This is a genomic window from Bacillus salipaludis (assembly GCF_004358205.1).
In genome coordinates, this window is record NZ_SMYO01000008.1 from 211,005 (window position 1) to 231,308 (window position 20,304).

Genomic DNA, 20,304 nt, shown 5'->3' on the forward strand with positions numbered 1-20,304 from the left:
AAACGTGGTTGGTTAAGACTTTAATAATCAAACGGTCGAAAAAAGAGTACTAGGTGCCACACGACCTTTTAACGAAAGACAAATTTAATTAAACGTTTGATTAGTGTATGCTATTTAAGAAACAACCTGATTATTCGTGGAATCAAATTTTAATTAAACGTTTGATTAGTATACGCTAATCATCAGAATCTTTAGTGGAAAGTGAGATGGCTTGAGGATGAAAAACATTACAAAATTTAAAATAGCAAAACCTGCTCATGAAGTATTTGAAGCATTTGTTGATCCAGCGAAAATCGGTAATTTTTGGTTTTCAACAAGCTCAGATAGATGGGAATCTGGAAAGACGGTTGCATTAACATATAAAGAATACAATGCGGAACTTGAAATAAAAGTCATAAATGTTGTTGCAGATCAGAAAATCGTGTTTAAATGGGGCCCGGTTGAAGATGAGCATCAGGTGACAATCTCACTAAATGATGTAGATTCGTCCTCTACGATTATTGAAGTTACAGAAGATGGTTTTGACGAAAATGACCCTGAGTTCGTACATAATCTAGTCGACAATAAAGAAGGCTGGGTATATATGTTGACCTGTTTAAAAGGGTATCTAGAAAACGAAGTCAATACGTTGAGGGGCGCTTTAGTTAAAGAGTAGTAGTCAATAACCCCATTGAACAAGGGAGTCCAATGGGGTTAAACTTTTTAATGAAATCACTTACCTTTTTTAATCATTTCAAAAATGTTTTTCGCCTGACCTGTATTGTTTATTTTTCCTGTAAAAAGGTCGCTTCCGGGTCCGTAGGCATAAATGTTCACATCATCCCCCGTATGCCCGCTGGTTGTCCAGCCAGTTAAGGATCGGTTATCGAAAATCTTTTCAATTGCATTATCAATTTCAGTTACGTTTTTCGATTCTGTCGCTTTTTTTACCAATCGGATTTCTTCGGGTTTCAGTGACAACTCAATATTACTTTTTAACGTTTGTTCTACATCTGCACCTTTTGCAATTTGTTCAGCCATAAAGTCAGGAGTATGCTTTGCAGCTAGTATTGGCGCTGCAAACCAGTTATAATTCCCCTTTGCCCCGACTGAAAAACCGCCTGTTGAATGATCTGCAGTTGCAACCACCAATGTATGCTTTTCTTTTTTAGCAAAATCAATTGCCGCTTCAAACGCATTTTCGAAGTCTTGCATCTCGCTCATCGCAGCAACGATGTCGTTATCATGACCTGCCCAGTCGATCTGGCTTCCCTCAACCATTAGGAAAAAACCCTTTTTATTTTTACTTAATTTACTTAAAGCAGTTTCTGTCATCTCTTTTAAGGATGGTGTAGAAGCCTCTCGATCCAGCATTTTAGGCAATCCTTCAGGGGCAAACAATCCAAGCACCTTAGTTTGTTTACTTTTTAACATTTCGTCCTTATTCGTTACATAATCATAACCATCTTTTTGGAATTCCTTTGTTAAATCACGGTCAGAACGGACCAGGTTGGTTACTCCACCGCCAAGCATTACATCGATTTTGTGATGACCATTAATTTTCTCGTCAAAATAATCATCCGCTATCGCATCCATATTTTTGCGGTTTTTTTCATGGGCACCAAAGGCTGCAGGTGTGGCATGCGCAATCTGGCAAGTCACAACGAATCCAGTCGATTTACCTTTTTCTTTAGCCGCTTCCAGAACGGATTTTACCGGTGTGCCATTGCGGTCGACCCCAATCGCCGAATTGTAGGTTTTGACCCCTGTTGCCATGGCTGTACCTGCAGCAGCGGAATCCGTTACATTATGCTTCGGGTCATCCGAGTAAGTCATTTGCTGTCCAACTAGGTATGGATCAAACGCTGTGGGCTCAAACCTTTTTGTGTTCGGATTATCCTTAAAATAGCGATATGCAGTCGTATAGGAAACCCCCATTCCGTCTCCGATTAAAAAAATAATGTTGTTAATTTCTTTTTGGCCGTGATTAGCTTTGACCCCCTGATACATAGTTCCGAGTATCGTTCCGACAATTGCTATAAAAAGTGTAGCGACTATTAGTATTGTTTTCCGCAAAATTTGCTCCTCCTAAATTTAACTATATAGGTTCAGTGTCCCCTTTTAATTTATAATCATAAGGAGTTTGCCTTTTTGGGTAATCTAACATTAAAAAGGGTATGTAATAAAAGAAATTTCTTTTGCAATATACACATACAATCAATTATTAATGAGAAATGTTAAATACATTTACTGGAGGGAAACCTGTGTTTTTATCCTATCCTATTTTAGCCGCCCTTTTAGGGATGTTGATTGCTCAATTCGTAAAGATCCCCATTCATTTTTTAACTACCGGGGAATTAAGATGGAATCTAATGTTCAGTACTGGCGGTATGCCGAGCTCTCATACCGCAACGATTATCTCCTTAACGACAGCGATTGGGCTCACCTCTGGGTTTAAATCAAATGAGTTCGCAATTTGTGTAGTGATGTCTGCCATTGTCATGCATGATGCTACGGGGGTCCGCCGGCATGCCGGGTACCATGCGGAGGTTTTAAATAAATTGTTAGTTGATTTCAACGCTTTGGTCGAAACTCTAAAAGACCCTAATCTTAAAAAAACAGAATCCCGAGCAAAGCTCAAGGAACTTTTAGGACACCAGCCGGCAGAGGTATTTTTTGGTGCCGTCACCGGGATTATAATCGGTTTCTTAACCTATTTGGTTTATCCATTTTCTTCCTAACTAAAACCTTTATTGAATATCTTTTTAAGGTATGATATTCTCTAATCAATAAGAAGGAAAATGCAGTGACTGACGACAACCGTGGAATTGACCACATGGGAGCTGCATTTTATACGGTCGGGTCGTCTGGGCAGAGATAGGTATTTTTTTCCTATCTCTTTTATTATTTAGGAGGGTTTTTTTCAATGGAAAAAGTCATTTTAGATGGACAACTCGTAGCAACAAATATTAAAGATGCTTTAAAAGATAAAGTGAACGTACTAAAGGAAAAAGGAGTTACTCCTTGCCTTGCTACTATTTTAGTCGGAGATGATCCTTCATCAGCGACATATGTAAAAATGAAGGGAAATGCTTGTGAGAAGGTTGGAATTAAATCATTACGAATTCATCTTCCTAAGGAAACACAAACAGATGATTTATTAAAAACGATTGATGAATTAAACCAAGATGATTCTGTTCATGGAATTCTTCTTCAACATCCAGTGCCGGCACAGATTGATGAACGTAAAGCGTTTGAGTCCATTGATATTCGTAAGGATGTTGACGGGGTAACAAGCAGAGGCTATGGTGAAACAGCTTTAGGATTCGGAAAATATCCATCATGTACTCCGGCTGCGATAATGGAAATCATTAACTTTTACAATATCCCTGTTGAGGGTAAACATGCGGTTGTTGTTGGTAGAAGCCCAATCTTAGGGAAGCCGGTATCAGCTTTACTTTTAAATGCAGATGCTACCGTAACAACTTGTCATTCACGTACCACGAATTTACCAGAAATCGTTAAACAAGCGGATATTGTGGTAGCCGCTGTGGGTAAACCTAATTTTATTCAAGGGGACTGGATCAAAGAAGGTGCAGTAATCCTGGATGCTGGATATAATAAAGGCAATATCGGTGATGTGGATTACGATGCGTGTTATGAAAAAGCTAGCGCGATTACCCCTGTTCCAGGTGGAGTTGGTCCTGTGACAATTTCGATGCTGTTAAAGCATACTGTAAAGTCTGCTGAGGAAACTCTTCAAAACTAATATGATTTGAGTTGAGCTGTTTTGGCTCAACTCTTTTTTTTGCAATTTCATTAGCCTTAAGTATGCATTTATCATCTTCACCGGTAATGCAACGCCTTCCCTTTTACCTCGAGATCACTTTTTTCCTCTTCAGGGATAATGCAACGCCTTTCCTTTTACCTCGAGATCACTTTTTTCCTCTTCACGGGGAATGCAACGCCTTTCCTTTTACCTCGAGATCACTTTTTTCCTCTTCACGGGGAATGCAACGCCTTTCCTTTTACCTCGAGATTACTTTTTTCCTCTTCACCGGTAATGCAACGCCTTCCCTTTTACCTCGGGATCACTCTTTTCATTTTCACGGGTAATGCAGATACATTCTTTTTCAAGAGATTTACTGTTTCCCAGTCTCTCGACGCACAACAGGTGCTACCTCGGTTGCCAACCTTTCAATATTCTCCGCAACCTTCTCAAAAGGCATTCCGCCAATATCCATTTGAGCAATAAACCGCTGGTGCCCAAAAAGCTCATATTGATAGAGAATTTTTTCAATAATCTGCTGCGAACTTCCCACAAATAATGCCGTTTCCGGAGCAGCCATAATCTCAAAATCAGCTCTCGACATATGGGTACTCATGCCACGCTGGCGATTGAGATATCCCCAATAATTGGAGTGAAACGCATAATACTCATCTTTTGCCTGCTCCGTGGTTTTAGATATATAAGCATGTCCTGTGACTCCCACTTTCAAAGATTCCGGAGCATGCCCAGCTTGACTAGCCGCCTGCCGGTATATATCAACAAGAAGCTTAAATCGGATGGGCGGACCTCCTAGGATGGCCAAGGCTAAACCAGTACCTAATCTGCCTGCTCGTGCCGCGCTCTCCGGAGTGCCGCCAACTCCAACCCAAATCGGTATTTCTTTTTGTAACGGCCTCGGAGCTATTTCAGCAGCCTGCAATGGCGACCTAAATCTGCCACTCCATGTAACCCTCTCTTCCGCATTTAGCTTCAAAAAGAGCTCAATATGTTCTTCAAACAATTCATCATATTGGTTCACGTCATACCCGAACAGCGGAAACGATTCGATAAATGCTCCACGTCCGGCAATGATTTCCGCCCGCCCATTTGATAGTAAATCAAGTGTAGCAAAATCCTCAAAAAGACGGACAGGATCTATCGTATTTAAAACAGTAGTAGTAGTGGTTAGTTTGATTCGTTTCGTCACTTGTGACACTGCAGACAACACAATCGCTGGAGCTGATACTGCATAATCCAGACGGTGGTGCTCCCCTACTCCAAATACATCCAGCCCTAATTCATCCGCCATTTTTGCCGCTTGGATAATTTCTTTAAGTCGCTGATGCGCACTAATCGTCTTCCCTGTATGCGGATTCGGGCCTAAATCCGCTAACGTATAAATCCCAATTTCCATTTCTTTCTCATCCCTTCTTTCTTTATAACTAGTATTCAATAGTTGACAAAAATAATTACATGTAATATTATTATCTTGAATTAAATATATTTTAATTTGAGATTCATGATTTGTAAATATATTTCACAAAAACTACAAGGGGTGTCAAAAATGAGCTTTTTCAGTAATTTATTTGGCAGTGCATCTAAGGAGGAAGAAAAAATGACCAATCCAAAATTAAAAATCGGGATTATTTTAGGAAGTACACGTCAAGGACGTGTTAGTCCACAAGTAGGAGAATGGGTGAAAGGTATTGCTGACAAACGTCAGGATGCAGATTATGAAATCGTTGATATCGCCGACTTCAAATTACCATTCTTAGGAGAAGGTACTGGCCAAGAACCAGGACTTCAAGCATGGAATGAAAAACTTGCTAGCCTTGATGGCTTTGTATTCATTGTGCAGGAATACAACCACAGCATCACAGGCGCATTGAAAAATGCATTGGATTCAGCTCGCGAAGCTTGGAACGATAAAGCAGCAGGTATTGTAAGCTATGGATCAACTGGCGGAGCCCGTGCTGCTGAACACTTACGCGGCATCTTAGGGGAATTAAAAGTTGCAGATGTTCGCACACATCCGACTCTTTCATTATTTACTGATTTTGAAAACGGATCAGTATTCAAACCAGCTGAATTGCATCTTACAAATGTGAATGCAATGCTTGATGAAGTAATCAGTTGGAGCGGGGCATTAAAAACTGTTAGATAATTGATTCTCCTTTTAAAAAATAGAGCTTGGATTCCAAGCTCTATTTTTTTATATTCGATTTGTATTGGTTAAACTAGATTTAATTAAACCATTCTCCCCAATTAAAACTTCATTTCCCTCGTCCCCATCCCATATATCTTTCGAGTCAAATTGAGATACTTGCTTATCATTACTTAATTTGATATGATAACTAACGAACGTTCGTTAGTTGAGGTGATTTTATTGAAAAGCAATGAAATTAAGGAAGCGGCTCTAAAATATTTCACAATACATGGTTATGAAGGAGCGTCTCTTTCGCAAATAGCTGAAGAGGTCGGCATGAAAAAGCAATCCATTTACGCTCATTTTAAAGGGAAGGATGACCTTTTTCTGCAAGTTTTGCGTGATGCCAAAGAGACTGAGCTATCTTCAAAGCTCCAATATTTTGAAAAAGTTGATTCACAAAATCCCGAAAAAGATTTATACGGATTCTTACAATTGGTTATCGATCTATTTCAAAAAAATGAGCATATAAAGTTTTGGCTACGCATGTCCTTTTTTCCGCCAGCCCATCTCGCAAAGGCAATTGAAAAGGAAGTAATCGATATCGAAGAGAAAGTACAGGCGATACTAGAAGGTAAATTTCAGGATTGGATTGATGCTAAGTTAATCATCATAGATGCTGCAAAAACACCAACCTTCGCTTTCTTAGGAGTAGTCGATTCCATTTTGCTGGAACTTGTATACGGCAATGATGAACATCGGCTGAAAGACAAATTAGATGCCTCATGGACTGTATTTTGGAGAGGGATTTCACATTAATGATTCATACAGAAAAGAGGTGTTGATTCATGAAGAAAACGATAAAAAAACAAAAAGCTGTATTAATTATTCTTTTAAGCAATATTTTTATTGCCTTTCTGGGAGTTGGTCTCATCATCCCTGTTATGCCAACTTTTATGAATATTATGCATTTATCTGGGAAAACGATGGGCTATCTTGTTGCGGTTTTTGCGGTGTCACAACTGCTAGTGTCACCACTCGCAGGACAATGGGTTGACCGTTATGGCAGAAAGAAAATCATTATCATCGGTTTATTCCTATTTGGTGTATCAGAACTGATTTTTGGGATAGGCAAAAATGTATCAGTGCTTTATCTATCAAGGATTCTAGGTGGATTTAGTGCCGCCTTTATTATGCCGGGAGTTACTGCATATCTTGCAGATATTACATCGCTTCAGGAAAGGCCAAAAGCAATGGGCTATATGTCTGCCGCTATAAGCACTGGCTTTATTATAGGGCCCGGCATCGGCGGCTTTATTGCAGAATACGGTGTACGTATGCCCTTCTTCTTTGCTGCAGCCATAGCCTTTTTAGCCTGCTTTATTTCCATATTTATTTTAAAAGAGCCGATAACTAAGGAACAGCTTGCAGAAATTTCGGCTAAAACCAAGCAAACAAACTTGATTAGCGATTTGAAAAAATCACTTAATCCGCTTTATTTCATTGCATTTATTATTGTATTTGTGCTCGCATTCGGTTTATCAGCTTATGAAACAGTTTTTAGTCTATTTTCTGATCATAAATTCGGCTTTACACCAAAGGACATTGCATCGATTATTACAATAAGCTCCATCTTTGGCGTTATCGTGCAAGTATTTATGTTTGGGAGAATGGTAGATTTTCTTGGAGAAAAGAAACTGATCCAATTATGTTTGGTCATTGGTGCAATTTTGGCAGTGGCATCCACCGTGGTTTCTAGCTTTTTGACGGTGCTTGTGGTAACTAGCTTCATCTTTCTTGCATTTGACTTGCTTCGTCCGGCATTGACGACCTTTTTATCAAAAGCTGCCAAGAAGGAACAAGGATTTGTTGCTGGAATGAATTCTACTTATACGAGCTTAGGTAATATCGTTGGACCAGCGATGGGCGGGATACTGTTTGACATAAACATCCACTTTCCTTATCTTTTCGCTGCTGTCATTATGGTCATTGGGCTTGGGATTACAGTGATGTGGAAAGAAGGACATTTATCAGAAAGTGTTGCAAAATAATAAAAAGCTATTCTTTCTACAGTCTTACCTTACGAATAAAAGAGTGCTGAGGAAGCCAAAAGGCTTCCTCAGCACTATCTATTGGTTACTTATATAACAGCTTCTTTTAATTCTTTACCTGGTTTAAAAGCGGGAACTTTAGAAGCAGGAATCCGCATTTCCTCGCCTGTTTGTGGATTACGGCCTGTTCTGGCTGCGCGTTCACGTACTTCAAATGTTCCAAACCCAACATGGTGACATTTGCTTTTTCTAATCTCCTATATCCCCTTAGGGAATTGTGCTTCGCTTGCGCTTGGCTTACCTAGGCTAAGGACCCCAATTGGACTTAACAAGTTCAACATCTGTCCGATATGAGTAGGCTAGGTTCCTCCAATACACCGATAGGTCTGTGGGTTGCATTGAAAATATTCGGGGGATACTCTTGCTCCATTGGTTATTAGTTAGTCTCTTTGTTATGCTATTAAACATAGGAGCAATTAATCAGCGAAAACTTAAATAAACACAGAGGTAAAAAAATCTCTGTGTTTACTCTAAAAATACATTTATAGAAATCTAAAAAGGCTACGTTTTAATTTATTCTACTGTTAGAAATAGTTCTGTTTGAATTACTAACATATTTTCATACGAGTTTATTTTGTTACAATTATGTGATATTAAATATTTCCACCTATATTTTTCTATTTCTTGTTCAACCATGTGCTTGCGTTATTATTACTGTCCAGAAGTTATTTTAACGCCAACAGCCCCTATTATTATACAAAGAATTAAAAAGATTCTTTTACTATTTCTCGGTTCTTTAAAATATACCATTCCTACTAAGACACTTCCTACAGAGCCGATGCTAGTCCATATTGCGTAAGCTGGCCCGATTGGAAGAACCTTTAATGAAAGGGAAAGAAAATAAAAGCTGAAACTACCAAATACAAGACAGGATACGGTAGGAAGAAACTTTTTAAATCCTTCTGCGCGTTTTAGACTTATGACACTTCCAATCTCAGCAAATCCAGCAAGAAGGAGTAACAGCCATGCCATCTACTCATCACCTAACCTTGAACAAATCATCTACTTCTTGTTGACCCACATTTGACTCAATTTTTAATCCAATTATTCCAAAAATCATTAAAATGACAAAAAACATTTTTAGCAGATTGATAGACTCTCCCCAAAAAATCGCCCCAACAGCTATGGTTCCAACCGTACCCAAACCCGTAAAAATGGCATACCCTGTTCCTACGGATATTAAACGTAAAGCTTTTGACAATAAAAAAAAGCTGAAAATGATAATCCCCACTGTTAGGACACTAGGTATGAATTCAGTAAACCCGTGCGAATATTTAAGGCCTATAATCCAGACGATCTCTAAAAGACCTGCAATTAAAATATAAATCCAATCCATTTAAAGATTCTCCTTGTTAGCAGATACATTCCATTATGTGTAATTGCTAACCTGCTATTTTAATAGATGGTATTAGGTTGAATCACCAAGTTGTTAAAGTATCGGTAAATGGCATGGGCCACACCATCTTCATCATTTTTAAGAGTGGCCATTGTACAAATTTCTTTAATCTCACGTTTTGCATTCCCCATCGCCACGCTATATTTCACTTTTTGGAACATAGATCGATCATTGTCGCTGTCTCCGATTGCCATTGCATGTTCTAAACTGCAATTTGTCAAAGAACAAAGTTTTTCAAGGGCAATTCCTTTTGAAGCATATTTGCTCGTAATTTCAATATTATGATGAGCGGATGAAACAACTGTTAACGAACCATATTCTTGAAAGTGTTTCCGGCTTTCCTCTAACTTCTTTTCATCAAAAGAACACACTACAATATTATAAAAATCTTCCTTTTGTTTTAGGATATCATCATAATTTTCAACAAAAACATAGCCATACTGATCAAGTTGTCTTTCTGCTTCCTCCACTAATTCATTCCGATTGCCATCTCCCCCGGCTCTTTTCATCATTTGAATCTCATGATCGAAATTTTCCCTGTCTTTTCTAATCGTATAAATGGCTTTGTTTGTAAACACCTCATAGTAAAAATTCCATTCGTCTAACCATTGAAGAATAGATTGGACTTCATTTTTCTCTATGGCAGCAGCAGACAAAAGCATCTCATCTTTGGAATGAATGGTGGCACCGTTTGTACCAATTACAACGGTAGAAAGCCCGGCCTTTTCACAAATTCTTCGCACATCAAAATAAGCCCGGCCTGTTGAAATGACTACTTCAATGCCATTTTCTTGGGCAAATTGAATCGCTTTTATATTTTCTTCACTTATTTCAATCTGATGGTTTAATAACGTTCCATCTAAGTCTATTGCAATTAAACTCATGTTCTTTGTCTCCTATTCGATATCTATGCTTTGATCCAATCGATTTCGTTTAGTCTCAAATCAGTTTCCCAAGATTCCGGGAGATGTTGGTCACACACAATGATATCTAATTTCTCTAAGGGGCATATTTTACAAAATGTATCCACGCCGAATTTTGAATAATCGGCTAACAAAATAATTTGTTTTGATACCCTAACCATGGTTTGAGAAACCAAAGTTTCGTTTAAATGAAAATTGCTAACACCGTTTTCAATAGAGACACCGCCTGCTGAAATAAAGGCCTTATTAATATTGAATTGATTTAATACCTGCTCAGTAATACCGCCACTGACCGATTGCTGTTTCGGATCAATTTGACCGCCTAACAGTAAAATCTGCCCTGTGAACTTTTGTTGATTAAGAGATTCCGTTAATACAGCTGATACAGGAATGGAATTTGTTAAGATCGTTATATTTTCTTTGTTTTGGATAGAATGGGCAAACTCCAGTGTAGTTGTCCCGACATCAATAACAATAACATCTCCATCGGAAATCAGTTCCGCTGCTTTTTTACCAATTTGTATTTTTTCTTCTTGCTTCACTGTCGTACGCTGGGTAAACGGAGGTTCCCCAGATTGAAAGGTTGTTTTAATTGCCCCGCCATAAACCTTTTTTAATAACCCATTTTCCTCTAATTGTGTTAAATCCCGACGGATGGTTTCCTCTGAGACATTGAATTGTTTGGCCAAATCAATAACTTTTACCTTTCCTATTCTTTTTAACTCATTTAAAATTTCATTTTTTCTTTCCTCTGGTAAGATTAACATTTGATTACCCCATTACTAATTTATAAAACAATACATTCTTTCTTTGGTATAAGGATCCGAATAGGTGAGCCCTGATCCAGTTTTCCTCCTTGATGATGAAGAGAATCCACATGAAGGATGGAACCATCTGTTTCAACTTCGTATCTTAAAACATTCCCAGTCATCGAAATATCCCGAATCACACCTTTAACCGTCCAATTATCTTGTAAAGGTATGGTTTCTTGTTCAACTGGAGTTAATTGTAATACTTCAGGGCGGATCGCCACTTCATTGCCTGTTAATTCCGGACTTCTAATCAATTTATTAAATACCTCAACATTTAAAACATTATAATTCCCGATAAACTTTGCAACAAAGGTGTTAACTGGAGAAGTATAAATTTCTGATGGAGAACCTGATTGAACAATATTGCCTTCATTCATAATAAAGATCTTATCTGACAAGGTCATTGCCTCTTCTTGATCATGCGTAACAAAGATCGTGGTGATCTCCAATTCCCTTTGGATTCTTTTTAATTCCCTTTGTAAATTTTTCCTGATTTTTGCATCCAATGCACTTAAAGGCTCGTCCAACAGCAGCACTTTCGGTTCCATTACAAGCGCCCGTGCCAGTGCAACCCGCTGCTGCTGGCCGCCGGACAGCTGATGCGGATAAGATCCTTCTTTTCCGGTTAAATCAACCATATCAATCATGTTTTGCACCCTGGATTTGATATTTCTTTGTTTTTTCATTTTAAGCCCATATGCAATGTTATCGAAAACGGTCATATTCGGAAAAAGGGCATAAGATTGGAAGACCATCCCGACTTCACGGTGCCGAGGTGATAAATGAGTAATATCCCTTTGATCCACCAAGATCCTTCCCCTATCCACTTCTTCAAGTCCAGCGATGGACCTGAGTAATGTACTTTTTCCGCATCCGCTTTGTCCAAGAAGTGTAGCAAATTCCCCTTTTTGCAGTGTTAAGGATATATGATTTAAAACTACCTGATTTTCATACCGTTTTGTCACTTGATCAATGGTTATATAGCTCATTAATTTTCACCTTCCAAAAAAGTAATGTTTTTAGGAGACTGTTTCTTAAAACTTGAAAAAGTCCTCTTCTTTTTTAACCTATATGGACTTTTTTGGTTTCGGAACGTGGCTTTTAAAACGGCCCATGTTAACAGCATAATCACTGAATAATACGTAATAACAATTGCACTTGTTAAGTGACCGCTTGTATTTAACTTGTTTGCAAGATAAATTTGAAGGGTTTCAAACTGTCCTCCAACCAGCAGATTGGCAAAAGAAAACTCACTAAATAAAAGAGCAACGGATAACAGTGTAGATACTAGGATACCGGATAGAATATTAGGAAACACGACGGTTCTAAAAGCTTGAAACTTTGATGCCCCCAACAACTCAGCGGCATCAACAAGTTCCACCGCATTAATGGTCCGCAGACTGTTCCGAATCCCTTGATACATAAATGGCAAAATGGTAACAAAATAAGCACCAATTAGAATCCAAGGTGTCCCGGATATTTGAATCGGTCCATTCGAATATAACTTGATTAATCCAACAGCCCCGACAATGGGAGGAATTCCATAAGGAAGCATCGCCACCGCTTGAAGCAGCCCTTCCAACTTGCGGAAATAGATCGTAATAATAAAAATAGTCGGAAGCATAATCAGGATACTAAGCCCCACAGACATAACAATCAGAAACAGAGTGTGTTGAAAAGCAGTAAAAAATCTAGCATCTTGAAATAATTCCACATACCATTTTACGGTAAAAGATTCAGGTAGAATGGTACGGTCCCACTTGCCGGCAATCGAAAATAAAAATGTCCCGATTAGCGGAATTAACAAATAAATAATGAGTAACCAAACCGCTGCTTTATGAAAACGCAATGAAGATTTCATTATAAATCCCTCCTGAAACGACGCATCATGCGCTGATTAAACCACATCGCCATAATCATCGTCGAAGCTAAAAGAACACCTAATGCACTGCCCAGTTGCGGCTTTAAGGCAACATCACTAGCAACAAGAGAGGCAATTTGCAAAGATAGTAAATTATAATTACTGCCAACTAATGCATAAGCTGTAGCATATGCGCCCATGGCGTTCGCAAACAAAATACTGAATATACCGGCAATACTAGGTAAAAGAACAGGCAGGCCAATATGAAGCCAAAATTGCCGCTTTGAAGCCCCTAATAATGCTGCAGCTTCTTTCCATTGCTGTTTAATCCCTTGATAAGACGGATATAGAAGCATAATAGCCATGGGAATTTGGAAATAAACGTAGACAAGAATTAACCCCGTCCAAGAGTATAAATTAAAATTCCCTAACACATCCCAGCCAAACTTGGCAAAAAGTAAAGTAAACAGACCATTGTTACCAAGCAATATAATGTAGGAAAAAGAAAGTGGAATTCCTTCAAAATGGGAAGTCATATTGGCAATCATGAGTAAACGATTTTGTGCTTTCTTCGAAAATTTTGTAAACGAATAGGCGAGACCAATCGCCACTATAATCGAAGTGATTGCGGAAAAAAATGAAATAAGAACGCTGTTTTGAATGGCTTGTAAGTAAAATTTACTTTTAAAAATGGTTATATATTGCTCAAATGTCACCTTGGTTCCATCGTCAGCATAAAAGCTATTTTTCAACATCGTAACTAATGGTCCAATTTCAAAACCAACAATCAGAATAATAAATGGCAGTAAAAGAGCTAATAAATAAAGTTTTTGTTTTTTTATTTTTTGCAAGATTTTTCGCTCCTCTAAAAATGGCTAAACAATCCTTTGAATCGATTTAGCAATAATGCCAGATCGATTCAAATTTTCAAAGAATGCTTGATTTATAGACTATAAAGCTGTCCAAATTAAAGAGTGACCGCTTCTTTCAGTCCAGGAAATTTATAAGAAATCATTTTGTCAGACGGTTCAATACTTAACAGTTCACAAACCAGTGGTGCAAACGCCAATTGAGGAATGGTTTCCCCATGTATTCCTGTTTCTATTCTTGGACTAATGACAAAAAGCGGTACATCACGTTCACCATCAGTTATGCCCCCATGGTTCCCGTATTCACTCATCCCATGGTCGGAGGTAATCAAAATATGGTAACCAGATTTCATCCAAATCGGGAGAAGTTGCGCTAACAAGCTGCCCATTTTTAAAATTTGTTCCCGATATTCTTTCGATTCGGAACCATAATTCTCTCCTTTTACATCCACTCCCATAGGATGAATATATAAAAAGTGAGGATCATGCTTTCTGCGTAAAGCCTCCGCATCCATCAACAAATGGCTATCCGGATAATCATCTTCCCAATAGAACAATCCGGATTGGATAGGCTTAGACATATCTTCTTGGATACGGTCTTCTATAAAGTTGAATGGCGCCCGGTTATATAGTTCGCTTACCCAGTAATAAGCTGCAGAAGCATTTCTTAATCCGTTCTCTTTCGTAAGATGAAAAATACTTTTCTCATTAGATAAACGAACCGTTTGATTGGAGGTAATTCCATTCATGGATGCCGGAGTGCCGGTTAGTAATACTTCATACAGCGGACGGGAAAGACTTGGAAGCTCCGATTTCACTTTGTATAGTGCCGCCTGATTCGTTTCAACTAAATGCTGAACATATCCTAGTGCATCAAACGCCTTATCATATCTCATACCATCAACAACAACGACAATCACTTTATTTAACATTGACTAACACCTCTTCTTGCCACAGCTGCGGTAAAGTTTTTGCTGTTCCTTCCCAAGCTTTGTAATCTTTAATTGGTTGGGCATTTTTGTATTCTTCGTTTGGAACCAGTTTGGCTGCTACCTCTTTTGGAAGTTGTACATCACGAATCGGACGTGCGAATCCTTTAGCTAAATTAATTTGACCTTCATCACTTAAGATATATTCTCTAGTCGCCATCGCAGCATATGGATGCTTAGCATATTTGTTAATGATGGTGGAATAAGCACTGACAACTGAACCTTCTTTTGGAATGCTTATATCAAATTGCTTGCGGTTGATTTGCTCCGCATATCCAATGGCATTGAAATCCCAAACAATGGCTACCTCTACTTCCCCTTTTTCAATGTTAGCCGGCTTTGCATCCGTCAGACTAAGACGGCCCTGCTTGGCAAGCTTGGCAAAATATTTAAGACCCGGTTCGATATTTGACTCACTACCGCCGTTAGCAATCGCAGCAGCAAGAACAGCCATTTGATTCTGTGCGCCGCGCTGAACATCCCCAACGGTTACTTTGAAGTTTCCTTTTAATAGATCAGCCCATGATTTTGGCGGGTTCTTTACCAATTCTTTATTTGTTAAGAAAGCAATCGTTCCCTGATATCCTGCAACCCAGTCTCCATCGTCATCTTTTGCCCATTTCGGTACTTCATTCCAATAGGAGGTCTTATATGGTATAGTGAGCTTTTTTTGTTCCGCTATAGGAGCAAAAGAAATCCCTACGTCACCAATATCAGCCGAAGCATTCTCCTTTTCAGATTCAAACTTTGCAATTTCTTCAGCGCTTGATAAATCTGTATCATTATGGGTCAATTTGTATTTTTTTGTCACGTCTCCCCAAGTTTCCCCCCAGTTTGCCCAAGTATCTGGCATACCGACGCTATTTATGGCTCCTTCTTTCTTTGCTTTTGACTCAATTTCCCCAACTTTTAGTGAATTAGGATTTTTCACAACGGGAGCAACAGTTTTTTCATTTGTACTGCAAGCTGCCAAACTTAGTAAACTTACACCTAATACCCCAGCTTGTATTGACTTCAGTGTCTTACTCCATTTACGTTTCATTAAGAAATCCTCCAGTTTGGTTTCTTTAATATTGTTGTTGATTGTTTACGGTTTTAGAATAATTCATGAATGTGAATCCCACATTAAGCCAATGTTAAGGTTTTGTAATGTCTACCCGCTAAAAATCTCCTATAAAAACAAAGATCTTTTCACAAAAAAACCTACTGCACCGGACAACATTTTGTTGAGTGAGTAGGAAGTAAAACTTACAAATGTTTTTGTCATAAAGTTCTTTGTATAGAACTAATTATAGAAAGGGAATTATGTTTCATTTTTTTAAAGGAGGCAGGAAGATGTCTTTAAAGAAGTTTGTGGACGCATTACCCCTTCCACCTATCTTGGAACCCAAAGATAGATGTGATGACATCCCATTCTATGAAGTAATCATGAAACAAGTAAAGCAAAAGTTACATCGCGATTTGCCCCCAACTACTGTTTGGGGTTACAACGGTATGTATCCTGGCCCTACATTCGAGGTACGAAGAAATGAACCTATTTTAGTAAAATGGAAAAATAAATTGCCATTTGAACACCTGCTGCCCGTGGATAGAACGCTTCATGGTGCAGAACCAGATAAACCTTCTGTAAGAACGGTCGTACATTTACATGAAGGTCGTGTTCGTCCAGAAAATGACGGATATCCAGAGGCTTGGTTTACACGAGATTTTGAAAATGTTGGACCGAAATTTGCCCATGAAGTATATTTTTATCCCAACTGTCAACGCCCTGCAACACTATGGTACCATGATCACGCACTTGGAATTACTCGTTTGAACGTATATGCAGGGCTTGCAGGATTCTATATCCTAAGAGATGATGAAGAGGATGAATTGGACCTTCCAAGAGGAAAATTTGAAATTCCACTGGTCATCCAAGATCGTTCGTTCTATCCTGATGGTGAATTGTTCTATCCAACCCAGCCTGGCCACGAGCCTCCTCCAGCACCACAACCGCCTCCACCAATCGATCCAACAGTACCAAACCCATCCGTTGTCCCTGAGTTTTTTGGCAACACAATCTTAGTCAATGGAAAAGTATGGCCTTTCCTGGAGGTTGAGCCACGGAAATATCGCTTCCGCATACTTAATGGTTCCAATGCTCGACTTTACCGTATTCGTTTGAGCTCTGGTCAAGATTTTGTCCAAATTGGCACGGAAGGAGGACTTTTGGAAAATCCAGTCACCGTTGCCGAAATCATCCTTGCACCTGCAGAACGGGTCGATGTTATTATCGATTTTTCAAACCACAATGGTCAAAGTATTATTTTAACTAATGACGCACCAGCACCATTCCCCGGTGGCGATCCACCTTCTCCTAACCTAACGCAGATTATGGAATTTCGAGTAGTCAAGCAAAGACACACTTTGTCTGACAGCAGCAAAATACCCGCGAAGCTAAGCTGCTTGGAAAGACTTGATTCTGCTGATGCTGTAACGGTAAGAAAAAACGTCTTAGTGGAAACTACAGATGAGTTCGGGCGTTTAAAACTTCTTTTAAATAATCTCGATTGGGATCAGTTACCTTTAACAGAAACCCCATATAATGGAACTATCGAGATTTGGGAGCTTTACAATACTACACCGGACACTCACCCAATTCACTTGCACCTTGTTACTTTTCAAATTTTGAATCGTGCTGTGTTTACCGGTGATCCAAATGGTACTGACCTTGTAGTCGGACCGCCACAACCACCCGACCCAAATGAAATGGGATGGAAAGATACTGTTCGTGCCAATCCCGGGGAGGTCACCCGAATCATTGCACGGTTTGGGCCATTTACAGGAATCTACCCATGGCATTGTCATATCCTTGAACATGAAGACCACGACATGATGCGACCGTATGAAGTACTCCAAAATCATAATTTTAACCCATGCGTTCCAATTCCAGGCGTGTGTCCGGATGACTCGTTTACCCAATGTTGTCATGAGGATCATGAACATTGTGGATGTAAAGAGGATCATGACCAAGATGAGTCAAGTTCTAATGACCATCACCATCACCATCCTCATCACCGCCACCCAAAAAAATAAAGGTAAAGATATACAAAGACTAGTTTTTTCATGATTGAGCTAGTCTTTTTTTATATGAAATACTGAAATAAGATTTATTTATCATTAGGGTTAAAAAGCAGGCGGGGTAACTGAAAATAATACAACCGCATTTTGGTTGAAATCATTTTCCCATTTATGTTTCATATATGCAGGTATTTTCACACTATCACCAGCCTCTAATATATGTTCCTCCTCATTTAAATACACCTTAATTTTCCCCTCTAAAATAAAAGCAACTTCCTCTCCTTTATGTTCCAAGAGTTTCTCAGACGACGAAGTGTTTGGCGGAACCTTCATAATAGCTGACGCGAGATTTCCAGTAAAATCGGGTGATAACAATTCATAAGACAAATTGTCAATCACCATTTTTCTACGTTGATTTGTCCTAACAACTAAATCCGCCGTGTTTTTTTCTTCAAGGAAAAAACTAAAGGTTGGAACATCAAGGGCCTTTGCTAAAACTTTAAGGGTTTGAATAGAAGGATTTGCTAATCCGCGTTCAATTTGGCTTAACATCGAAGGCGTTATTTCAGCTAACTTAGCTAATTCTCTTATACTTAACACTTTAGCTTTTCTATATTGTTCAACCCTTTTTCCAATATCTATATTTTCCATCCCTATACACTCCTTAACACTGAATGTTAATTTATATTTAACATAATTAAACAGCACTTAACATTTAAAATAATTTGTGTTAAATTTTATTTAACGTATATTAACTTATATTTTATTTCAGTTTGATAACTGTTTACAAGTCAATTAGGAGGATTCGTCGAATGAAGGAAATTGAAAGCAAAGAAATACAAAAATGGAAAGACCAATATCCTTTACTAAGCAAACTCATTTCAATGGAGGAAATATTCTGGTTCAATCCAAATATCGAAAAATTCCAAACAGGAATTAAAAAATCCCCCCTAATTCAAGAAGATGTAAGGGATGCAGAGGAAAGGTTGAAACGTTTTGCACCATATATCGCTAAGGTTTTCCCAGAAACAAAAAAGATGAATGGTATTATCGAATCACCTTTAGTGGATATCCCCTCCATGAAACAATCCCTAGAACGGAATTATCAACAACCTATATTAGGTGAATTATTTCTAAAATGTGATAGTCATCTTCCTATATCAGGATCTATAAAAGCAAGAGGCGGGATTTATGAAGTTCTCAAACATGCAGAAGAATTAGCTCTTCAACATCAATTGTTAACAGTTCACGATGACTATTCAATTTTAGATAGTGATAGGTTTCGAACCTTCTTCTCTCAATATTCAATCGCTGTTGGGTCGACTGGAAATTTAGGACTTAGTATAGGCATCATGAGTGCAAAATTAGGTTTTAATGTGACTGTTCATATGTCGGCTGATGCAAAACAATGGAAAAAAGAGTTGCTTCGAAGCAAAAATGTTAATGTCATTGAGTATGAAGCAGATTATAGTAAAGCAGTAGAGGAAGGTCGAATTCAAGCAGATATGGACCCTACATGTTATTTCGTGGATGATGAAAATTCTCATGATCTATTTTTAGGATACGCAGTGGCAGCAGTTCGATTAAAAAAACAATTAGAAGAGTTAAAGATAACAATAGATGAAAATAATCCTTTGTTTGTATACCTTCCATGTGGGGTAGGCGGTGGTCCTGGAGGTATAGCGTTTGGGTTAAAGGTATTGTATAAAGATTACGTTCACTGTTTCTTTGCAGAACCTACTCATTCTCCATGTATGTTACTTGGATTAATGACTGGACTCCATGATAGAATTTCTGTACAAGATATCGGTATTGATAATATAACAGACGCAGATGGACTAGCTGTTGGAAGACCATCTGGATTTGTGGGTAAAACGATAGAACCGTTTTTAAGTGGTAATTATACGGTTTGCGATGAGCAATTATATATGTTGCTAAAGGAACTAGTTGATACAGAGGCGATTCGTTTAGAACCTTCTGCACTAGCAGGCATGATTGGCCCCATTAAATTATTTAAAGAGGGAACCGATTATTTACAGAAGCATAATTTAACTAAAAAAATGAACAAGGCTACACATATTATTTGGGGAACAGGTGGAAACATGGTTCCTGAAGAAATGATGGCAGAATATTATCGAAAAGGATTGAAGTTAACGTTAAATGAACAATAAGTAAATTAACACGGGGTTAGGTATTCTTTAACCATCCCATCATAGAATAATGAGGTCTTAATATAACGTTACACCGTGCATCGCATGGACTAATTCCTATCAGCTACTTGCATAAGTATTGAATTCGTTTAAAACTTCTAGTTAGATGGGGGAAGGAGCTCCTATCCCCATCTAATGGTCAGATTTGGCTCAAATATGATTTTCTCGGGAGAAATATT

General features: G+C 38.5%; 20 protein-coding genes, 1 pseudogene and 1 riboswitch. Of the genes and pseudogenes, 8 read left to right on the forward strand and 13 right to left on the reverse strand.

Annotation, left to right across the window (positions count from 1 at the left end; genetic code table 11):
- Positions 1–217: 217 nt before the first annotated feature.
- On the forward strand, positions 218–655 hold the full coding sequence (locus E2K98_RS18195) for an SRPBCC family protein (protein WP_133336593.1): 438 nt from the start codon (positions 218–220) through the stop codon (positions 653–655).
- Positions 656–711: 56 nt separating this feature from the next.
- Here E2K98_RS18195 and E2K98_RS18200 read toward each other — a convergent pair whose 3' ends face one another.
- Entirely contained in the window at positions 712–2,001 is a 1,290-nt protein-coding gene (locus E2K98_RS18200) for an alkaline phosphatase (RefSeq protein ID WP_372512745.1), read from the reverse strand.
- Between the two features lie 242 nt (positions 2,002–2,243).
- On the opposite strand from E2K98_RS18200, the gene E2K98_RS18205 reads away from it, so the two are divergent.
- On the forward strand, positions 2,244–2,720 hold the full coding sequence (locus E2K98_RS18205; protein WP_133336595.1) for a divergent PAP2 family protein: 477 nt from the start codon (positions 2,244–2,246) through the stop codon (positions 2,718–2,720).
- 55 nt (positions 2,721–2,775) lie between these two features.
- A riboswitch (ZMP/ZTP riboswitch) is annotated at positions 2,776–2,859 on the forward strand.
- 46 nt (positions 2,860–2,905) lie between these two features.
- Positions 2,906–3,748 carry a bifunctional 5,10-methylenetetrahydrofolate dehydrogenase/5,10-methenyltetrahydrofolate cyclohydrolase gene (locus E2K98_RS18210; protein ID WP_133336597.1) on the forward strand — a complete coding sequence of 281 codons (843 nt, stop codon included), beginning with the start codon at positions 2,906–2,908 and terminating at the stop codon, positions 3,746–3,748.
- A gap of 373 nt (positions 3,749–4,121) precedes the next feature.
- On the opposite strand, the gene E2K98_RS18215 is transcribed toward E2K98_RS18210, so the two are convergent.
- Positions 4,122–5,162: an LLM class flavin-dependent oxidoreductase gene (locus E2K98_RS18215; RefSeq protein WP_133336599.1), complete on the reverse strand. Its 1,041-nt coding sequence runs from the start codon at positions 5,160–5,162 to the stop codon at positions 4,122–4,124.
- Positions 5,163–5,312: 150 nt separating this feature from the next.
- Here E2K98_RS18215 and E2K98_RS18220 point away from each other — a divergent pair, with 150 nt between their 5' ends.
- The 3 genes from E2K98_RS18220 to E2K98_RS18230 all read left to right on the forward strand — a co-directional run bounded on the left by E2K98_RS18220 (position 5,313) and on the right by E2K98_RS18230 (position 7,945).
- The gene (locus tag E2K98_RS18220; protein ID WP_026573674.1) at positions 5,313–5,912 is read left to right on the forward strand and encodes an NADPH-dependent FMN reductase; all 600 of its coding nucleotides are present in this window, start codon (positions 5,313–5,315) and stop codon (positions 5,910–5,912) included.
- 222 nt (positions 5,913–6,134) lie between these two features.
- Positions 6,135–6,713 (forward strand): TetR/AcrR family transcriptional regulator, encoded by a 579-nt coding sequence (locus E2K98_RS18225; protein ID WP_133336601.1) that lies wholly within the window; start codon positions 6,135–6,137, stop codon positions 6,711–6,713.
- A gap of 29 nt (positions 6,714–6,742) precedes the next feature.
- Positions 6,743–7,945 (forward strand): MFS transporter, encoded by a 1,203-nt coding sequence (locus E2K98_RS18230; RefSeq protein ID WP_133336603.1) that lies wholly within the window; start codon positions 6,743–6,745, stop codon positions 7,943–7,945.
- An 89-nt stretch (positions 7,946–8,034) separates the two neighbouring features.
- On the opposite strand, the pseudogene E2K98_RS31735 reads toward E2K98_RS18230, so the two are convergent.
- The 10 genes and pseudogenes from E2K98_RS31735 to E2K98_RS18280 all read right to left on the reverse strand — a co-directional run.
- A pseudogene (locus E2K98_RS31735) lies at positions 8,035–8,187 on the reverse strand (HU family DNA-binding protein); the annotation flags it as partial.
- Between the two features lie 469 nt (positions 8,188–8,656).
- Positions 8,657–8,977 carry a DMT family transporter gene (locus E2K98_RS18240; protein ID WP_133336605.1) on the reverse strand — a complete coding sequence of 107 codons (321 nt, stop codon included), beginning with the start codon at positions 8,975–8,977 and terminating at the stop codon, positions 8,657–8,659.
- A 7-nt stretch (positions 8,978–8,984) separates the two neighbouring features.
- Positions 8,985–9,341: a DMT family transporter gene (locus E2K98_RS18245; RefSeq protein WP_133336607.1), complete on the reverse strand. Its 357-nt coding sequence runs from the start codon at positions 9,339–9,341 to the stop codon at positions 8,985–8,987.
- Positions 9,342–9,400: 59 nt separating this feature from the next.
- Entirely contained in the window at positions 9,401–10,285 is an 885-nt protein-coding gene (locus E2K98_RS18250; protein ID WP_133336609.1) for a Cof-type HAD-IIB family hydrolase, read from the reverse strand.
- A gap of 23 nt (positions 10,286–10,308) precedes the next feature.
- The gene (locus E2K98_RS18255; protein ID WP_133336611.1) at positions 10,309–11,091 is read right to left on the reverse strand and encodes a DeoR/GlpR family DNA-binding transcription regulator; all 783 of its coding nucleotides are present in this window, start codon (positions 11,089–11,091) and stop codon (positions 10,309–10,311) included.
- A 20-nt stretch (positions 11,092–11,111) separates the two neighbouring features.
- Positions 11,112–12,125 carry an ABC transporter ATP-binding protein gene (locus tag E2K98_RS18260; protein ID WP_133336613.1) on the reverse strand — a complete coding sequence of 338 codons (1,014 nt, stop codon included), beginning with the start codon at positions 12,123–12,125 and terminating at the stop codon, positions 11,112–11,114.
- Positions 12,125–12,997: an ABC transporter permease gene (locus tag E2K98_RS18265; RefSeq protein ID WP_133336615.1), complete on the reverse strand. Its 873-nt coding sequence runs from the start codon at positions 12,995–12,997 to the stop codon at positions 12,125–12,127. The genes E2K98_RS18260 and E2K98_RS18265 overlap by 1 nt, the downstream gene beginning before the upstream one ends.
- Entirely contained in the window at positions 12,997–13,848 is an 852-nt protein-coding gene (locus tag E2K98_RS18270) for an ABC transporter permease (RefSeq protein WP_133336617.1), read from the reverse strand. Before E2K98_RS18270 ends, E2K98_RS18265 begins: the two co-directional genes overlap by 1 nt.
- A gap of 116 nt (positions 13,849–13,964) precedes the next feature.
- Positions 13,965–14,798, reverse strand: a complete 834-nt coding sequence (locus E2K98_RS18275; protein WP_133336619.1) for an alkaline phosphatase family protein — start codon at positions 14,796–14,798, stop codon at positions 13,965–13,967.
- Positions 14,788–15,897, reverse strand: coding sequence for an ABC transporter substrate-binding protein (locus tag E2K98_RS18280; protein WP_133336621.1), 1,110 nt, complete (start codon positions 15,895–15,897; stop codon positions 14,788–14,790). The genes E2K98_RS18275 and E2K98_RS18280 overlap by 11 nt, the downstream gene beginning before the upstream one ends.
- A 293-nt stretch (positions 15,898–16,190) precedes the next feature.
- Between E2K98_RS18280 and E2K98_RS18285 the strand changes: the two genes are divergently transcribed.
- Positions 16,191–17,930, forward strand: coding sequence for a multicopper oxidase family protein (locus E2K98_RS18285; protein ID WP_133336623.1), 1,740 nt, complete (start codon positions 16,191–16,193; stop codon positions 17,928–17,930).
- A gap of 90 nt (positions 17,931–18,020) precedes the next feature.
- On the opposite strand, the gene E2K98_RS18290 is transcribed toward E2K98_RS18285, so the two are convergent.
- The gene (locus E2K98_RS18290; RefSeq protein ID WP_133336625.1) at positions 18,021–18,566 is read right to left on the reverse strand and encodes a cupin domain-containing protein; all 546 of its coding nucleotides are present in this window, start codon (positions 18,564–18,566) and stop codon (positions 18,021–18,023) included.
- Between the two features lie 161 nt (positions 18,567–18,727).
- On the opposite strand from E2K98_RS18290, the gene E2K98_RS18295 reads away from it, so the two are divergent.
- Positions 18,728–20,086: a D-serine ammonia-lyase gene (locus tag E2K98_RS18295; RefSeq protein ID WP_133336627.1), complete on the forward strand. Its 1,359-nt coding sequence runs from the start codon at positions 18,728–18,730 to the stop codon at positions 20,084–20,086.
- The last annotated feature ends 218 nt before the right edge of the window (positions 20,087–20,304 follow it).

What these genes read in the sequence shown, in the direction of transcription:
- E2K98_RS18195 (WP_133336593.1), top strand. Translation starts at nt 218, where the DNA reads ATGAAAAACATTACAAAATTTAAAATAGCAAAACCTGCTCATGAAGTA.
- E2K98_RS18210 (WP_133336597.1), top strand. Translation starts at nt 2,906, where the DNA reads ATGGAAAAAGTCATTTTAGATGGACAACTCGTAGCAACAAATATTAAA.
- E2K98_RS18215 (WP_133336599.1), bottom strand. Translation starts at nt 5,162, where the DNA reads ATGGAAATTGGGATTTATACGTTAGCGGATTTAGGCCCGAATCCGCAT.
- E2K98_RS18220 (WP_026573674.1), top strand. Translation starts at nt 5,313, where the DNA reads ATGAGCTTTTTCAGTAATTTATTTGGCAGTGCATCTAAGGAGGAAGAA.
- E2K98_RS18230 (WP_133336603.1), top strand. Translation starts at nt 6,743, where the DNA reads ATGAAGAAAACGATAAAAAAACAAAAAGCTGTATTAATTATTCTTTTA.
- E2K98_RS18240 (WP_133336605.1), bottom strand. Translation starts at nt 8,977, where the DNA reads ATGGCATGGCTGTTACTCCTTCTTGCTGGATTTGCTGAGATTGGAAGT.
- E2K98_RS18245 (WP_133336607.1), bottom strand. Translation starts at nt 9,341, where the DNA reads ATGGATTGGATTTATATTTTAATTGCAGGTCTTTTAGAGATCGTCTGG.
- E2K98_RS18250 (WP_133336609.1), bottom strand. Translation starts at nt 10,285, where the DNA reads ATGAGTTTAATTGCAATAGACTTAGATGGAACGTTATTAAACCATCAG.
- E2K98_RS18255 (WP_133336611.1), bottom strand. Translation starts at nt 11,091, where the DNA reads ATGTTAATCTTACCAGAGGAAAGAAAAAATGAAATTTTAAATGAGTTA.
- E2K98_RS18260 (WP_133336613.1), bottom strand. Translation starts at nt 12,125, where the DNA reads ATGAGCTATATAACCATTGATCAAGTGACAAAACGGTATGAAAATCAG.
- E2K98_RS18265 (WP_133336615.1), bottom strand. Translation starts at nt 12,997, where the DNA reads ATGAAATCTTCATTGCGTTTTCATAAAGCAGCGGTTTGGTTACTCATT.
- E2K98_RS18275 (WP_133336619.1), bottom strand. Translation starts at nt 14,798, where the DNA reads ATGTTAAATAAAGTGATTGTCGTTGTTGTTGATGGTATGAGATATGAT.
- E2K98_RS18280 (WP_133336621.1), bottom strand. Translation starts at nt 15,897, where the DNA reads ATGAAACGTAAATGGAGTAAGACACTGAAGTCAATACAAGCTGGGGTA.
- E2K98_RS18285 (WP_133336623.1), top strand. Translation starts at nt 16,191, where the DNA reads ATGTCTTTAAAGAAGTTTGTGGACGCATTACCCCTTCCACCTATCTTG.
- E2K98_RS18290 (WP_133336625.1), bottom strand. Translation starts at nt 18,566, where the DNA reads ATGGAAAATATAGATATTGGAAAAAGGGTTGAACAATATAGAAAAGCT.
- E2K98_RS18295 (WP_133336627.1), top strand. Translation starts at nt 18,728, where the DNA reads ATGAAGGAAATTGAAAGCAAAGAAATACAAAAATGGAAAGACCAATAT.